At 67.1% G+C, this 16,005-nt stretch carries 11 protein-coding genes; 5 read left to right on the top strand and 6 right to left on the bottom strand.

From position 1 onward, the window contains the following. The first annotated feature begins 2 nt into the window (after positions 1-2). Together fdhF and ACOJB8_RS10405 are read left to right on the top strand one after the other, a co-directional pair. Positions 3-2,939: a formate dehydrogenase subunit alpha gene (gene fdhF, locus ACOJB8_RS10410; RefSeq protein ID WP_342948569.1), complete on the top strand. Its 2,937-nt coding sequence runs from the start codon at positions 3-5 to the stop codon at positions 2,937-2,939. Between the two features lie 4 nt (positions 2,940-2,943). Next, positions 2,944-3,183, top strand: coding sequence for a formate dehydrogenase subunit delta (locus ACOJB8_RS10405; RefSeq protein ID WP_342948568.1), 240 nt, complete (start codon positions 2,944-2,946; stop codon positions 3,181-3,183). A 46-nt stretch (positions 3,184-3,229) separates the two neighbouring features. On the opposite strand, the gene ACOJB8_RS10400 is transcribed toward ACOJB8_RS10405, so the two are convergent. The 3 genes from ACOJB8_RS10400 to ACOJB8_RS10390 form a co-directional block, all read right to left on the bottom strand. Continuing rightward, positions 3,230-4,918 carry an FAD-dependent monooxygenase gene (locus tag ACOJB8_RS10400; protein WP_342948567.1) on the bottom strand — a complete coding sequence of 563 codons (1,689 nt, stop codon included), beginning with the start codon at positions 4,916-4,918 and terminating at the stop codon, positions 3,230-3,232. Positions 4,919-5,327: 409 nt separating this feature from the next. Continuing rightward, positions 5,328-6,386, bottom strand: coding sequence for a cation diffusion facilitator family transporter (locus tag ACOJB8_RS10395; RefSeq protein ID WP_342948566.1), 1,059 nt, complete (start codon positions 6,384-6,386; stop codon positions 5,328-5,330). After that, the gene (locus ACOJB8_RS10390; protein WP_342948565.1) at positions 6,383-6,703 is read right to left on the bottom strand and encodes an ArsR/SmtB family transcription factor; all 321 of its coding nucleotides are present in this window, start codon (positions 6,701-6,703) and stop codon (positions 6,383-6,385) included. Before ACOJB8_RS10390 ends, ACOJB8_RS10395 begins: the two co-directional genes overlap by 4 nt. 153 nt (positions 6,704-6,856) lie before the next feature. Between ACOJB8_RS10390 and ACOJB8_RS10385 the strand changes: the two genes are divergently transcribed. Then, positions 6,857-8,794, top strand: a complete 1,938-nt coding sequence (locus tag ACOJB8_RS10385) for a tetratricopeptide repeat protein (protein WP_475012430.1) — start codon at positions 6,857-6,859, stop codon at positions 8,792-8,794. A gap of 83 nt (positions 8,795-8,877) precedes the next feature. Here the strand turns inward: ACOJB8_RS10385 and tcuC are convergent, their stop codons facing one another. Continuing rightward, positions 8,878-10,173, bottom strand: a complete 1,296-nt coding sequence (gene tcuC / locus ACOJB8_RS10380; RefSeq protein ID WP_069262655.1) for an MFS transporter — start codon at positions 10,171-10,173, stop codon at positions 8,878-8,880. A gap of 344 nt (positions 10,174-10,517) precedes the next feature. Between tcuC and ACOJB8_RS10375 the strand changes: the two genes are divergently transcribed. After that, positions 10,518-11,057, top strand: coding sequence for a GNAT family N-acetyltransferase (locus ACOJB8_RS10375; RefSeq protein ID WP_342948563.1), 540 nt, complete (start codon positions 10,518-10,520; stop codon positions 11,055-11,057). Between the two features lie 81 nt (positions 11,058-11,138). Here ACOJB8_RS10375 and ACOJB8_RS10370 read toward each other — a convergent pair whose 3' ends face one another. Both ACOJB8_RS10370 and ACOJB8_RS10365 read right to left on the bottom strand, forming a co-directional pair. After that, positions 11,139-12,509 carry a gamma-glutamyl-gamma-aminobutyrate hydrolase family protein gene (locus ACOJB8_RS10370; RefSeq protein ID WP_342948562.1) on the bottom strand — a complete coding sequence of 457 codons (1,371 nt, stop codon included), beginning with the start codon at positions 12,507-12,509 and terminating at the stop codon, positions 11,139-11,141. 133 nt (positions 12,510-12,642) lie between these two features. Next, positions 12,643-14,400, bottom strand: a complete 1,758-nt coding sequence (locus tag ACOJB8_RS10365; protein WP_069262658.1) for a cation:proton antiporter — start codon at positions 14,398-14,400, stop codon at positions 12,643-12,645. Positions 14,401-14,613: 213 nt separating this feature from the next. Between ACOJB8_RS10365 and ACOJB8_RS10360 the strand changes: the two genes are divergently transcribed. Beyond that, positions 14,614-15,993 (top strand): amidase, encoded by a 1,380-nt coding sequence (locus ACOJB8_RS10360; RefSeq protein WP_406953954.1) that lies wholly within the window; start codon positions 14,614-14,616, stop codon positions 15,991-15,993. The last annotated feature ends 12 nt before the right edge of the window (positions 15,994-16,005 follow it).

The raw sequence follows: 16,005 nt of genomic DNA, 5'->3' as shown, positions 1-16,005 counted from the left end.
CCATGTCCGACACGCTCATGTCCCAAGCCGGTGGTTGCGGTTCCGGCAATTGCGCCTGCAAGTCCCAGGCAAAGAAGCAACGCTCGCCCTTCGACGATACCGATTTCGGCACGCCGCTCGTTCACGCCGACGTGGACGTCACGCTCGAGATCGACGGCCAGTCCGTCACCGTGCCGGCCGGCACGTCGGTGATGCGCGCCTCGATCGAGGCCGGCATCAACGTGCCGAAGCTCTGCGCCACCGACTCGCTCGAACCGTTCGGTTCGTGCCGTCTGTGTCTCGTGGAAATCGAAGGCCGTCGCGGCTATCCCGCTTCGTGCACGACGCCGGTCGAAGCGGGCATGAAGGTGCGCACGCAAAGCAACCAGCTGCAGAAGCTACGCCGCAACGTGATGGAGCTCTACATCTCCGATCACCCGCTCGACTGCCTCACCTGCCCCGCCAATGGCGACTGCGAGCTGCAGGACATGGCCGGCGTGACGGGCCTGCGCGAAGTGCGCTACGGCTTTGACGGCGCGAATCACCTGAAGGACAAGAAGGACGAATCGAATCCGTACTTCACGTATGACCCGTCGAAGTGCATCGTCTGCAATCGTTGCGTGCGCGCCTGTGAAGAGACGCAAGGCACGTTCGCGCTGACCATCGCCGGGCGCGGCTTCGAATCGCGCGTCGCCGCCGGCGCGAGCGAATCGTTCATGGACTCGGAATGCGTGTCGTGCGGCGCCTGCGTCGCCGCGTGCCCGACCGCGACGCTGCAGGAAAAGACCGTCGTGATGCTGGGCCAGGCCGAGCACTCGGTCGTGACGACCTGCGCCTATTGCGGTGTGGGCTGCTCGTTCAAGGCCGAGATGAAGGGCAATGAAGTCGTGCGCATGGTCCCGCACAAGAACGGCCAGGCGAACGAAGGCCATGCCTGCGTGAAGGGCCGCTTCGCGTGGGGCTACGCTACACACAAGGACCGCATCAAGAAGCCGATGATCCGCGCGAAGATCACCGATCCGTGGCGCGAAGTGAGCTGGGACGAAGCGATCAACCACGCCGCGAGCGAGTTCCGCCGCATCCAGGCGAAACACGGGCGCGATTCGATCGGCGGCATCACGTCGTCGCGCTGCACGAACGAGGAAACCTACCTCGTCCAGAAGCTCGTGCGCGCCGCGTTCGGCAACAACAACGTCGATACCTGCGCACGCGTTTGCCACTCGCCCACCGGCTACGGTCTCAAGACGACGCTCGGTGAATCGGCGGGTACGCAGACCTTCGCTTCGGTCGATCACTCCGACGTGATTATCGTGATCGGCGCGAACCCCACCGACGGCCATCCGGTGTTTGGCTCGCGTCTGAAGCGCCGCGTGCGTCAGGGCGCGAAGCTCATCGTCGTCGATCCGCGCCGCATCGACATCGTCGATACCGCGCACGTGAAGGCCGAGCATCACCTGCAACTGCGCCCGGGCACCAACGTCGCGATGATCAACTCGATCGCGCACGTGATCGTGACCGAAGGGCTCGTCAACGAGTCGTTCGTGGCGGAGCGCTGCGAGACGCGCGCGTTCGAGCAATGGCGCGATTTCGTCTCGCTGCCGGAAAACTCGCCCGAAACGATGGCCGAAGTGACCGGCGTGCCCGCCGAGCAGGTGCGCGCCGCCGCGCGCCTCTATGCGCAGCAAGGCAATTCGGCGATCTACTACGGCCTCGGCGTGACGGAACACGCACAAGGCTCGACGATGGTGATGGGCATCGCCAACCTCGCGATGGCCACGGGCAACATCGGCCGCGAAGGCGTGGGCGTGAATCCGCTGCGCGGCCAGAACAACGTGCAGGGTTCGTGCGACATGGGTTCGTTCCCGCACGAGTTGCCGGGCTATCGCCACGTGGGCGATTCGATCGTGCGCGGCGAGTTCGAGGCGGCCTGGAACGTCGCGCTGCAAAGCGAGCCGGGCCTGCGCATTCCGAACATGTTCGAAGCGGCGCTCGACGGCACCTTCATGGGCCTCTACTGCCAGGGCGAGGACATCGTTCAGTCCGACCCGAACACGCAGCACGTGGCGGCGGCGCTTTCGTCGATGGAATGCATCGTCGTGCAGGACATCTTCCTGAACGAAACGGCGAAGTACGCGCACGTGCTGCTGCCGGGCTCGTCGTTCCTCGAAAAGGACGGGACGTTCACCAACGCCGAGCGCCGCATCTCGCGCGTGCGCAAGGTCATGCCGCCGATCGCCGGCTACTCGGACTGGGAAGTGACGATCCTGCTCTCGCGTGCGCTCGGCTACGAGATGGACTACACGCATCCGTCGCAGATCATGGACGAGATCGCGCGCCTCACGCCAACGTTCCACGGCGTCTCGTACAAGAAGATCGACGAGATGGGCAGCATCCAGTGGCCGTGCAACGAAGATGCGCCCGAAGGCACCCCGATCATGCACATCGACGAGTTCGTGCGCGGCAAGGGCAAATTCGTCATCACGAAGTTCATCGCCTCGCCGGAGAAGGTCACGCGCCGCTTCCCGCTCCTGCTCACGACGGGCCGCATCCTCTCGCAGTACAACGTGGGCGCGCAAACCCGCCGCACCGAGAACTCGCGCTGGCACGAGGAGGACCGCCTCGAGATCCATCCGGTGGACGCCGAAGACCGCGGCATCCGCGACGGCGACTGGGTGGGGATCGAATCGCGCGCGGGCCATACGGTGCTGCGCGCGAAAGTCAGCACGCGCATGCAGCCGGGCGTGGTCTATACGACGTTCCACTTCCCCGAGTCGGGCGCGAACGTCATCACCACGGATGCCTCCGACTGGGCCACGAACTGCCCCGAGTACAAGGTGACGGCCGTACAGGTCAGCCACGTGCAGCAGCCTTCGGAGTGGCAGCGCGAATACTCGCGCTTCAACACCACCCAGCTCGAGCTGCTCAGCAAGCGCGAACCGCTTACAACCTCAGGGAAATAAAGCGATGAAAGCGGATCACTTGATCGAAATGGCGAACCAGATAGGCATGTTCTTCGACTCGCTGCCCGATCGCGAGGAAGCGCTCACGGGCATCGCGGAGCACATCCGCAAGTTCTGGGAGCCGCGTATGCGCCGCACGCTGCTCGCGGCGCTCGATGGCGATGGCGAACAAGCGGGCTTCACGGAGATCGTGCTCGCCTCGCTCACGAAGCATCGCGAGGCGCTGACGCCCGCGGCGGCTTGAGCGGGGCCAGCCGGCCCGTCACATGAGACGCACGGCGCCGCGCGGTTCAGACCGCCGGCGCCTGGGCAAAGCCCGCAGCCGCGTACCACGTCTCGCAGTGGCGCAGCAGGGCATTGAGGTCCGACGCGGGACGCCCCCGCGCGCCGATATAGCCGTCGGGCCGCATCAGATAAAACGCGGGCCGCGTGCGCCCGTACGATTCGGTGAGCGTTGCCGCGCCCTCGCCCGCCAGCGGCGTCTCGCCATTGGCGAGATCGGCGATCCACCACACTCGCAGCGCCTGCGGAAACAGCCGCTCGACGGCTTCGGCAAGACGCTTGAGCATTGCGCTCACCTCTGCACCGTTTTTCGCCGCTGCCGCGTCGGCGTCGCCCTCCACCAGCAGGAACAACGAAAAGCACGCCGGGTCGTGCAGATCGAAGATGCGCCCCTTGCCCGGCGCCTTGCCAAGCGGACCGTTCACCACGCGCACGAATGCATCCGGGGCGCGCTCGCCCGCGCGAGGGCCGCCGTCCAGCACGCGCTCGAGCGTGAGCGGGCTGCGGCGGTACTGGATCGACAGCTCGCTCACCGCCTGGCGCGCCGCGTCGCGCAGCGGCCCGAGCGCGACGAGCGCCGGCATCACGCGCTCGCGTAGCAGCTTGAGCGGGCCGTGATCGGCTTCCACCAGTTGCGTCATGAAGCTCGTCTGCTGCAGCACGAGCCGCTCGATCGGATAACGCTCCGCATGATAGGTGTCGAGCAGGCGCTCGGGCGCGCCGCGCGCGTGCACGCGCGCGATCTTCCAGCCCAGATTGAAGGCTTCCTGGATGCCGGTGTTCAAGCCCTGCGCGCCGGCGGGGCTGTGCACGTGTGCGGCGTCGCCGGCAAAGAAGGTGCGCTCGACGCGCAGCTGCCGCACCATGCGGCTGTTCACGCTGAAGTACGAAGCCCAGCTCATGTCCGAGACGGACACCGGATGGTGCACGCGCTGCAGGATGATGTCGCGGCACTCTTCCAGCGTGGGCACGGGGATCGTGCCTTCGGGCGCGGCGGGCAGCATGGCCTTGTGATCGGCAATCAGGCGGTAACGGCCGTGGCCGAACGGAAAGAGCGCGGCGAGACCGTCGCCCGAGGCGAAGATGTGGAACTCGTCGTCGGACCAGGGCGTGCTCGCGCTCAGGTCGGCGAGCAGGAACGACTGCGCCATCGTCTCGCCGTCGAACTTCATGTCGAGGCGATGGCGCACGGTGCTATGCGCGCCGTCGGCGGCGATCACGTAAGCGCAGCGCACCGACTCGACGCGCCCGTCCGGGCGGCGCACTTCCGCGCTCGCGCCGGCCGAGCCCTGGGTGTACTCCAGCAGTTCGCAGCCGCGCTCGATCTCCACGCCGAGCGTCGCGAGATGCCCGCCGAGGATGCGTTCGGTAACCGTCTGTTCAATGAAGAGCAGATAGGGATAGCGCGTGAAGAGCGGATCGAAGTCGAGCCGCGCGCGGCGCTGACCGTTCGAATAGAGATTCGCAATATGGGCGCGGTGGCCGAGTTCGAGAAACGGCTCGACGATGCGATGCTGCTCGAACAGCTCGAGCGTGCGCGCCTGAATGCCGATCGCCCGCGAGTGGCGTCCGGGCTGCGGCGCGCGATCGATCAGCCGCACGGGGATATGCGCGCGCGCAAGACTCATCGCAGCGGCGAGCCCGGTGGGTCCCGCGCCCACGATGAGCACGGGCGCGAGAGAAGAAGCCACGGCCATGCAGACCTCCATGCGCTCGACACGATACAAGGGCCTGCTCACATGAGTAACAGGCTTGCGAACGCGCCTTGCCGGCTGCAGTGCAAAGAGGGCGGCGCGCCGTTTGGCCGAGCCAATCAAGCGACGCGCGACGCTGCAATGCGGCCGGCAAGGCACGTTCCCCAAAACCAACTAATTGCATTACAGGGGCTGGCCACCAGAAGGGCCGATCGCTGCGTCATGCTCCTCACGAATACGTTGAGTATTCGCTTCGTCGCATCCTTGCGCTCGGCCCTTCTGGTGGCCAGCGCAAGCCTGTTATTCATGTGAGCAGGCCCTTAGTGTATCGCCCGCGCCGGGACCGGTCGCGCGGCAGCGCATCAAATGCGCTTTGAATCGAGCGGGAAGTCGCTGCGCGAATGGCCGCGCTTCAGTGCGCGTGCGGATGCCCGCGCGTTGGCGTGTGCCTGTGCGCGACGTCCGGCATCTCCAGTGCGCAGCGATGCTCGCTCGTGCCGAGATCCACCTGCAACGTCACGTGCCGCATGCCGAAGCGCACCTGGAGCGACTCGACCATATGATCGAGCGCGGCGTCGCCGGGGTGCCCAGCCGGCATCACGAGGTGCGCGCTCAACGCACAGCCCGTGGTCGAAAGCGCCCAGACGTGCAGGTCATGCACGTCGACGACCCCCTCCTGCTGCACAAGGAAGCCGCGCACGCGCACGATGTCGACGTTCTCGGGCACGGCCGCGAGGGCAAGCCGCACCGACTCGCGCAACAGCCCCCAGGTGCCGTACACGATCACGAGCACCACGGCGATCGACATGAGCGGATCGATCCAGCTCCAGCCGGTCGCAAGAATCAGCAGACCGCTCACGGCCACCGCGGCGGAAACACCGGCGTCGGCGGCCATGTGCAGGAAGGCGCCGCGAATGTTCAGGTCGTCCTTTTGCCCGCGCATGAAAAGCCATGCCGAAAAACCGTTGACCACCATGCCGATGGTCGCCACGACGAACACGTCGAAGCCCGCGACCGGCGCCGGATGGAACAGCCGGCCAAGCGCCTGCGCGAGGATCGCGCCGCACGCGAGCAGGAGCAGCGCGGCGTTGGCGAGCGAGGCGAGGATCGACGAGCTGCCGAACCCGAACGTGAAGCGCGCCGACGGACGGCGCATGGCGAGCCACCCGGCGCCCCAGGCGAGCAGCAGGCCGAGCACGTCGGAGAGATTGTGGCCGGCGTCGGCGAGCAGCGCGGTGGAATGCGCGAGCACGCCATACACCGCCTGGACGACGACGATGAAGACGTTTAGCGCGACGGCGATGGCGAACGCGCGGCCGTGGCCCGCAACGCTCGCGTGATGATGGTGATGGTGGCCGTGCGCGTGAGCCTGTCCGTGCGGCGCGTGGGCGTCGTGCGCAGGGTCGTGCTCGCCCTCGTGCTTCCCGGCGCCCTCGCCGTCATGCGCGTGTTCGTGATCCGCTGCGCTCATGCGCCCTCCTGCCATTGCGCCGAGGGCTCGGCCACGTGTTCCAGCATGCCGGCGATCATCGCGCTGATATGCGCGTCCGCGGCCGTGTAGAACACCTGTTTGCCCTCGCGTTCGGCGCGCACGACGCGCGCAGCGCGCAAAAGCCGCAGATGGTGACTCACGAGCGACGGCGACAGACCGAGCGTGTCGGCGATCGCCCCCACGGCGATCCGGTCCTCGACACAGGCGAGCACGATACGCAGACGCGTTGCGTCGCCGAGCAAACGGAAGAGGTCGGCGAGCGGTACGATGCGCTCGTCATCGGAAACTGGGGTCATGACTAAACATATCACGTATGAACAGATGTTCATATGTTAGTTCGGCAACAGCGGCAGGTCAACTTTCATTCAACATTCGGCCAACTTCGGGAACGGGTCCGCGAGTGTGGGAAAATGCCGCCTTTGTGTCTCGATCGTTTTGCTTCTTCAGTCATGGAACAGCTTTTTGTCCGCGCGTACGCCGCACATCGCGACGGCCGGCTGGACGACGCCGAGCGCGACTACCGCGCGACGCTCGCCGCCGATCCCGTGCACGTCGATGCGCTGCATCTGCTCGGCGTGCTGCGGCATCAGCGAGGCCAGCACGCCGAAGCCGCGGACCTCGTGCGTCGCGCGGTCGCCTTGCGCCCTGACGACGCCGCGCTCCAGCTGAACCTGGGCAACGCGCTCAAGGCACTCGGCGAACTGGAAGGCGCGATCGAGCGCTTTCGCAACGCGCTCACGCTCGCACCCGCCTTTGCCCTCGCGCATTACAACCTCGGCAACGCCTATGCGGCGATCGGCCGGCACGAGGACGCGATGTACGCGTTCGGCCAGGCCGTGCGCCTGCAGCCCGGCGACGCCTCCTCGCACAACAATCTCGGCAACGCGCTGCACGCGCTCGGCCGCCATACCGAAGCCGCCGACTCGTTTCGCCGCGCGCTCAAGATCCGCCCGGGCCATGCAGGGGCGCACAACAATCTCGGCATGTCGCTCAACGCGCTTGGCGACAGCGCGAGCGCGATCGAACAGTTCCAGAAGGCGCTGCGCGTGCAGCCGCGCTTCGTCGCCGCGCATTTCAATCTTGCGAATACGCTCGATGCGACCGGCCATCACACCGAGGCCGTGGCCGCCTTCGAAACGGCGCTTTCGCTGCAGCCGCATTTCGGGCCTGCCCTCTTCGGGCTCGGCAACGCGCTCGCCGCGCTCGGCCGCCACGACGCTGCCATCGGACCCTACGAGCGCGCGATCGGCTTCGATCCGAAATTTGCCCTCGCCTGGCTTGCGCTCGGCGTGGCGCATCACGCGCTCGGCCGCCATGCGGCCGCGCTGCGCGCCTTCGACGAAGCGCTGCGCGTGCGGCCCGATCTGGCCGCCGCGCATTTGAATCGCGCGCTCACGTGGCTCACGCTCGGCGACTTCCGGCGTGGACTGCCCGGGTACGAATGGCGGCTCGATCCGGCCGCACGCGACGAGGCGCACGCCAACGCACCGCGCGGCGCGGGCTACACCACGCCCCCGCAGGTGAGTGCACCGATTGCGCCGCGCACGCCGCAAAGTGCGCTGCCACGCTGGCACGGCGAGCCCCTGAACGGCCGCACGCTGCTGATCGAGGCCGAGCAGGGTTACGGCGACACGCTCCAGTTCGTGCGCTTCGTGCCGCAAGTCGTGGCCGTGGCACAGAAAGCCAGTGCGCGCGTCGTGCTCGAAGTGCAGCGCGCGCTCGTGCCGCTCATCGCGCCCGCGGCCGAGGCCTGGCGTGTCACGCTCGTCGAGCAGGGCGCGCCGCGGCCGGCCGCCGACCTGCACTGCCCGCTCCTCTCGCTGCCGCTCGCGCTCGGCACGAGCATCGACACACTGCCGGCGCGCACGCCCTACCTCAACGCGAGCACTGCCTACAGGCGCAAGTGGCGCGGCTCGCTGGGCGGCCAGGCGCGGCGCAAGATCGGCCTCGCGTGGTCCGGACGCATCCAGAAGCACGAAAATCGCGCGATTGCGCTCGCCGAGCTCGAACCGCTCTTCGCGCTCGACGGCATCGACTGGATCGTCCTGCAGCCCGAACTCAGCGCGGCGGAACACGCGGCGCTCGACGCGCATCCGCGAGCGCGCTCGATCCACCGTCTCGGCGGCAAGCTGCAGGACTTCGCGGATACCGCGGCCGTGATCGAACGTCTGGACGCCGTCGTGTCGATCGATACGTCGATCGCCCACCTCGCGGGCGCGCTGGGCGCAAAACTTTGGGTCATGCTGCCGTTCGCCGCGGACTGGCGCTGGTTTGCGGGCACCGACGAAAGCCCCTGGTACCCGCGCGCGCGACTCGTGCGTCAGCCGCGCCCGCATGCGTGGGCGGAAGTCGTGGAGACGGTCGCGCGCGAGTTGCGCGACGCGTAAGCGGCACAATGAAAAACGGGGCGCCTGAGCGCCCCGTTTTTCATTGCTTTTGCCGCGAACTCGCAGATCAACCGATCCGCAAATCAAGCCGCCTTGTACTGATTGCGCGCTTCCGGCGTGCGATAGAGCACGAGCGTCGCGATCAGGCCGCACACGCCCGCGACGCCCATCCACGCCCCCGGCGCAGCCTTGTTGCCGCTCACGTGAATGAGGTAGGTCGAGATCGCCGGGGTGAAACCGCCGATCGTCGTCGCGAGGCTGTAGGCGAGCGAGAAGCCGGCGGTGCGCACGTCGGCGGGCATGACTTCGGTGAGCGCCACGACCATCGCGCCGTTGTAGCAGGCGTAGAGGAACGACAGCCACAGCTCGACCGTGAGCAGGCGGCCGAACGACGGTTCCGCCACGAGCCACTGCACCGTGGGATAGGCGGTGAGGATCGTGAGCACGGTGAAGGTGATCAACATCGGGCGGCGGCCCACACGGTCCGAAACCGCGCCGGAAACCGGCAGCCAGAAGAGATTCGACAAGCCGATGCAAACCGTCACGATCAGCGTGTCGATCTCGTTCAACCTGAGCACTTCCTTGCCGAAGGTCGGCGTATAGGCGGTGATGAGGTAGAACGACACGGTGGTCATGATGACCATGCCCATGCCGGCAATCACGACGCCCCAGTTCTGCACCATCGACGCCATGATTTCGCCCATCGAGGGACGATGCTTCCTCTTCGCGAACTCCTCCGTTTCCTGGAGCGAGCGGCGAATGATGAAGAGGAACGGCACGATCAGGCAGCCGATGAGGAACGGCACACGCCAGCCCCAATTCGTCATATGCTCGACCGGCAGCAGGCGATGCAGCAGCACGCCCAGCAGCGCGGCAAACACCACGGCGACCTGCTGGCTGCCCGACTGCCACGAGACGTAGAAGCCCTTGTTGCCCTTGGTCGCGATCTCGGAGAGATAGACCGAGACGCCGCCCAGTTCCACGCCCGCCGAGAAGCCCTGCAGCAGGCGCCCCACCAGCACGAGCGCCGGCGCGAGTATGCCGATGGTCGCGTAACCCGGCACGACGGCAACCGCGAGCGTGCCGAACGCCATCAGGCCGAGCGTGAGCATGAGGCCCTTGCGGCGGCCGTGATGGTCGATGTACGCGCCGAGGATGATGGCGCCGAGCGGACGCACGAGGAAGCCTGCGCCGAACACGGACAGCGTGAGCATCAGCGAAGCGAACGCATTGTCACTCGGGAAGTAGGTCCGGGCGATCGCCGAAGCGTAGTAGCCGTAGACCATGAAATCGTACATTTCCAGGAAGTTGCCGCTGACGACGCGGAAAACGGTCCGGAATTTCGATTCGCCTGGGGATGCGTGGGACGCGGTAGACATGACACTCTCTGAAGAGACTGACCGGGAAGCCTGAGCGGCTCGCGGGACAGTGAGAAACAATCACTCGCGGTAAAGCGAGGGTCGCGCGGGCGCGCGCGCGGGCATTTTATTGTGCGGTACGCGCCGGGACTCAGATATTCGGGCATTTCCTTAAAAGAGGCTAGCAAAAAGCATCAACGGAAGTCATTTCTTCCATTTTTATTACGATTACACTTCGTCACGCTTTCATGCGTGGCAAGCCCGCCGCGAATATCCTCGAATGGGGCAAAATATCTTGCAGCAGGGCTCGGCGCGCGGCCCCCGACGCGCGCCCTGATCCAGACGCCCACACGTCCGCCATCCGCATGCCCGAAATCCCCGCCCTCACGCTGCGTCCGGCCACCGTCGCCGATGCTCCCTTGCTCGCCGCCATGCACGCCGCAAGCTGGCAGGCCACGTATCGTGCGCTGCTGCCCGCTGCGTTTCTCGAGCGCGAAGTCGACGCCGAGCGCGCGGCTTACTGGCGCGCGCGCATGGAGGCGCCAGGCGGCGAACGGCGGCTCGTTCTGATCGCCGAGCTTGCATCGGGTGCGGCCGTGGGCTTCGTGTGCGTCGAACGCCAGCCAGGCTCTCCCTGGGGCGTGTTGCTCGACAATCTTCATGCGCTGCCGGCGCATCAGGGCACCGGCGTCGGCAAGCGGCTCATGCGCGCAGCGCAGGACTGGGCGCGCGCCCAGGGCGAGACGCAACTCTATCTGTACGTGCTCGACGGCAACACGCCCGCGATTGCGTTCTATGAGCGCCAGGGTTGGACCTATTCCGGCTCGGAGCCCGACCGCATGGGCGGCATCGACATTACCGCACTGCGTTACGTATACCGGCTCGACGAGCTCGGAAGCAGGTAGGACTCCGAGGAAGGCGACCGAAATAAAAAAGCCGCACGCAGGTTGCGCGCGGCCGGGATGGGGTTGCAGCGTGGTTGGCAATCAGAAGCGGGTTTCGCGCGCGGTTCGCAAGAAGGTGTCGAGCAGCGGCGTGCAGTCGAGCAGTTCGGGACCGCCTGCGCGATGGAACTCCGGGTGCCACTGCACGCCCACGACGAACGGCGAGCGCCGGTAACGCACCGCCTCGATGAGCCCGTCGCCCGCCGAAACGGCCTCGACGGTCAGGTCGCGTCCGAGATTCCTCACGGCCTGATGGTGTATCGAGTTGACGATCGCCTCGCGCCGCCCCGGAAACATGGTCGCGAACGTCGAGCCCTCCGGGAACGTGACCGCGTGTCGATGCTGGTCGTAATGCTCGCTCACGTGCACGCTGGCCGTCGGCACGTCGCTCGCGATGTCCTGGTAAAGCGTGCCGCCGAACGCCACGTTGATGAGCTGGCAGCCGCGGCACACGCCCAGCACCGGCTTGCCCGATTCGACGAACTCGTGCAGCAGTTCGAGTTCGTACATGTCGCGCACACGGTCGCCCGGCCATTCGGGGCGTGGCGAGATTTCCGCATACGTCTGCGGCGAGACGTCGGCGCCGCCCTGGAGCAGCAGGCCATCGAGGTGCTTCGCGTAATCGCGCAGGCGGATATTGCTCGGGTGCAGCATCCCCTGGTGCCCGACCGTCGGAATCATGAACACGATGACGTCCCGGGACATCACCCAGTGTGCGATCGATTCCTCCAGGTACTGCAACGTCTTGCCGCGCAGCCCTTGCGCGCCCGGCTCCGGGTGGAAGATCCGCGCCGAGACGCCGATGCGCAGCGTGCGCTGCGTGATGCGCTGTCCGGCGCGGTCGAACAGTTGCCGCGCTCGCGCCACGACGATGCGGCCGAACACCGCCCAGGCCGAATCGCTCGCGCGCAGATAGCGCGGCGGTTCCGGCGGAATGGCACCGGGCGGCGGAGGATGATGTGCCGTAAAGTCGGGTGCCTGGCCGAAGCCGGCCGGCGCGGCACCAGGACGTTGCGGCGCAGCAGACGCTGCCGCCTCGCCCGTGCTCGCCGGTTCGGTATGCGGGGCCGGCGCGGGCGCGGCCTTGCCGGCCTCGGCGGTTTCGCTGATCGGAATACTCGGCGTCGTACCCGCCGGCGTCTGCTTCGGCAACTCGCCGGGCGTGGAAGCCGCTGCTGCCCCCCCAGCGCTGGGCGTAACGGTCGAAGCGCTTTCGGGCGCGTCGGTCGAGGCACGTTGCGCGGCCTCCCCAGAGGGTGAACCGGAGGGCGATGCGGAGGGAGAACCAGCAGAAGTGCCGGGAGAACCGGCGGGAGGAGAGGACGGGGCCGCGGGAGCGCCGGCGGGACCGGCATCGGCAGGACGGCTTGCGCCGTCAGGGACCTCGGGTTGGTCTGATTTGTTATCGCTCATGACGTGGGGTCAGGCGCGCGGCGCGCGAACGAATGAACAGGCTTTGATTATCCGTCGCACGGCACGCCGCCGCCACCCCCGCACACAATTGCTCACATCCCGTCACACCAGCGGCGTCTCGACCATGCTCAGGTCAGGCATCCGGACGCTCGTCGAAGGTCTCGCGCAACGCAATCTGCATCGACGCGTGGATCCTCACGCACCAGCGCCACAGCAGCATGGTCAGCGCCGCCGCGCACACCAGCACGCCGACGAGGAAGCCCGTGGGCGGCAGGATCGTCCCCGAGAGCGCCGCCACGAGCAGGAACACGCCGAACATCGAGACCACGGGCACCAGTTCCGCAATCACATGACGAATCGCACGTGTGAAGCGCCCTGCCTTTTCCGGCTGCACACTCACTTCGGCGAGCAACAGCGCGAGCGACTGCGTCTTGCGCCACACCGCCACGAGAAATGGCATCGCAAGCACGAGCGCGGCGCTCCAGAGCACGACGCGCTGAATGCGCTCGTCGCCGATCCAGTGTGCAAGCAACGGCGACGCGTAGCGCGCGCCATACGACACGCCGATGAAGATCGCCGAGACGAGCGCGAGATTCACGGCAATCTGCACGACGATGCGCTTCGTGAGCGAAAAGATCGTCGGCCCGTCCGAGCGCGGCACGAGGCAGCGCAGCCATTGGCTGTACATGCCGAACACGTTCGAGACGGCGGGCGGCATGGCGCGCGCGAGGCGCTGCGAGAGCGGATCGGCAATGCGGATGAGGTAAGGCGTGGTGAGCGTCGTGATGGCCGAGACGGTCACGGCGATCGGATAGAGAAACCCGCTCGTCACCTTCAGCGTGAGTCCGAGCGAGGCGATGATGAACGAGAACTCGCCGATCTGCGAGACGGTCATGCCCACGCGCATGGCGGTGCGCCCGTCGCGGCCCGCGAGAAAGGTGCCGAGGCCGCATGACACGAGCTTGCCGAGCACCACGGCAATCGAGATCACGGCGATCGGCCAGGCGTAATCGACCAGCACGAGCGGGTTGAGCATGAGCCCGATCGTCACGAAGAAGATGGCGGAGAACGCATCGCGCAGCGGCGCGACGAGATGCTCGATGCGGTGCAGATGGCGCGACTCGGCCATGACCGCGCCGATCAGGAATGCGCCGAGCGCGATCGAATAGTCGAGCTTCACGACCAGCAGGCAAAAGCCGAAGCAAAAGCCCAGCACCGAGACGAGCAGCATCTCGTCGTTGCCCACGCGCGCGATATAGCCGAGCACGCGCGGCACGATCAGGATGCCCGCGAGCAGCGAGACCAGCATGAAGAGCAGCAGCTTGCCGAGCGTGATGAGCGCGATGCCCGGCGAAAGCTCGCCCGTCTGCGCGATGCCGCCCAGCAGCACGAGCATGGCAATGCCGAGAATGTCCTCGACGATCAGGATGCCGAACACGAGCTGTGCGAACGGCTCGCGCTTCACGCCGAGATCGGAGAGCGCCTTGACGATGATCGTGGTCGAAGAGATGGCGAGAATCGCACCGAGGAACAGGGAATCCATCGTGGCCCAGCCGAACGCGCGACCGATCTCGTAGCCGATCCACAGCATCAGCACGATTTCCGAGAGCGCCGCGACGATGGCGGTCGCGCCCACCTGGAAGAGCTTGCGAAGGCTGAATTCGAGGCCGAGCGAGAACATCAGGAACACCACGCCGAGCTCGCCGAGCGTCTGGATGGTCTGCTCGTCGTGAATGAGCTGGAACGGCGGCGTGTACGGCCCGATGATCACGCCCGCCGCGATATAGCCGAGCACGACCGGCTGCTTCAGGCGATGAAACAGCACGGTGACGACGCCTGCGAGCGCCATCACGACTGCCAGGTCCTGAATGAAGCCGATTCCGTGGTGCATGAAGGTCTTTCCTTACAAATAGCTATCGAGTCTGAGCATGTTACCCGATGCACGGCGTGAGCCAAATCGCACGCAAGGAAAAAAGCCGACCTACAATGATGCGACCCTTGCAGGCGCCGACCGCCCTCGGCGCCCTTCGCCGGCGGGCCGCCCGCCTGCTTTGCTGAACTTCGCGCAGCGCGCCGCCGCGCATTGACCGAGTCTTCCGCCGCCATGACCACCGCTTTTACCCCGTTCCCTCCCCTCGCCCAGCTCGCGGCCGATCTCGCCGCGGGCCGCACGACGAGCCGCGCGCTCGCCGAAGCCGCGCTCGAGCGCATCGCCGACCCGGCCGGCCAGGGCGCGACCGTCTTCACGGAGGTCGACGCCGAGCGCGTGCGCGCCGCCGCCGACGCGCACGACCGCCTGCGCGCGTCCGGCACGGTGCTTTCGCCGCTCGCGGGCATCCCCGTCTCGGTGAAGGATCTGTTCGACGTGGCGGGCGAAGTCACGCGCGCGGGCTCCACGGCGCTCGCGAACGCGGCGCCCGCCAAAGAGGACGCCACCGCCGTCGCGCGGCTGCGCCATGCGGGGGCGGTGCTGGTCGGCCGCACCAACATGAGCGAATTCGCGTTCTCGGGGCTCGGCCTGAATCCGCACTACGGCACGCCGCTCTCGCCCTGGCGCCGCGGCGTGGCAGGCGACGCGCGCGTGGCGGGCGGCTCGTCCTCGGGCGCGGCGGCCTCGGTCGCGGACGGCATGGCCGCCGTCGCGCTCGGCACCGACACCGGCGGCTCCATTCGCATTCCCGCCGCGTTTTGCGGTCTCACGGGCTTCAAGCCCACCGCCGGGCGCATTCCGAAAACGGGCGGCGTGCCGCTCTCCACCACGCTCGACTCGTTTGGCCCGATCGGCAACACGGTGGCGTGCTGCGCGCTCACGGACCGCGTGCTCGCCGGGCTCGCGCCGCACGTGCCGGCCACGCGCCACCTCGAAGGCGTGCGCCTCGGCGTGCTGACCCACTACGTGACCGACGACGTGGACCCCGAAGTCGCGGAAACGATCGATACGGCGCTCAAGCATCTGGATGCCGCCGGCGCGATCGTGAGCGAAGTCCGCTTCGCCGCCTTCGAGCGCTTCGCCGAGATCAACCGCATCGGCTTCTCGCCGATGGAAGCGTATGCATGGCATCGCGAGCTGATTGCGAAGCATCGGGACCAGTACGACCCGCGCGTGCTGGTGCGCATCCTGAAGGGCGAGCACGCGACGGCCGTCGACTATCTGGATCTGATCGCCGCGCGCGCGTCGGTCATGGCCGAGGCGCAGGCTACGCTCTGGTCGCGCTTCGACGCCGTGATCGCGCCGACTGTCCCCATCGCGCCGCCGCCCGTCGCCCCGCTTGCCGCCGACGACGATGTCTTCGCGCGCACTAATGCACTCGTGCTGCGCAACCCGAGCGCGTTCAACTTCCTCGATGCGTGCGCGCTCTCGCTGCCATGCCACCACTACGGCGCAGCGCCAGTCGGGCTGATGCTCGCCGCCGCGCCTGACAACGACGACGCGCTGCTCGCCATTGGCCGCGGCGTCGAGGCCGTGCTCGCGCCGCTGCGCTGATTTGAGCGGGAA

It is taken from the genome of Paraburkholderia sp. BR10141, from assembly GCF_056155635.1.
Note: the sequence above shows the minus strand (reverse complement) of the source record. Positions and strands in the feature narration are given on the sequence as shown.

Bases quoted from the DNA above. Each gene is read 5' to 3' on its own strand.
- fdhF (WP_342948569.1), top strand. From the start codon at position 3: ATGTCCGACACGCTCATGTCCCAAGCCGGTGGTTGCGGTTCCGGCAAT.
- ACOJB8_RS10405 (WP_342948568.1), top strand. From the start codon at position 2,944: ATGAAAGCGGATCACTTGATCGAAATGGCGAACCAGATAGGCATGTTC.
- ACOJB8_RS10400 (WP_342948567.1), bottom strand. From the start codon at position 4,918: ATGGCCGTGGCTTCTTCTCTCGCGCCCGTGCTCATCGTGGGCGCGGGA.
- ACOJB8_RS10395 (WP_342948566.1), bottom strand. From the start codon at position 6,386: ATGAGCGCAGCGGATCACGAACACGCGCATGACGGCGAGGGCGCCGGG.
- ACOJB8_RS10390 (WP_342948565.1), bottom strand. From the start codon at position 6,703: ATGACCCCAGTTTCCGATGACGAGCGCATCGTACCGCTCGCCGACCTC.
- ACOJB8_RS10385 (WP_475012430.1), top strand. From the start codon at position 6,857: ATGGAACAGCTTTTTGTCCGCGCGTACGCCGCACATCGCGACGGCCGG.
- tcuC (WP_069262655.1), bottom strand. From the start codon at position 10,173: ATGTCTACCGCGTCCCACGCATCCCCAGGCGAATCGAAATTCCGGACC.
- ACOJB8_RS10375 (WP_342948563.1), top strand. From the start codon at position 10,518: ATGCCCGAAATCCCCGCCCTCACGCTGCGTCCGGCCACCGTCGCCGAT.
- ACOJB8_RS10370 (WP_342948562.1), bottom strand. From the start codon at position 12,509: ATGAGCGATAACAAATCAGACCAACCCGAGGTCCCTGACGGCGCAAGC.
- ACOJB8_RS10365 (WP_069262658.1), bottom strand. From the start codon at position 14,400: ATGCACCACGGAATCGGCTTCATTCAGGACCTGGCAGTCGTGATGGCG.
- ACOJB8_RS10360 (WP_406953954.1), top strand. From the start codon at position 14,614: ATGACCACCGCTTTTACCCCGTTCCCTCCCCTCGCCCAGCTCGCGGCC.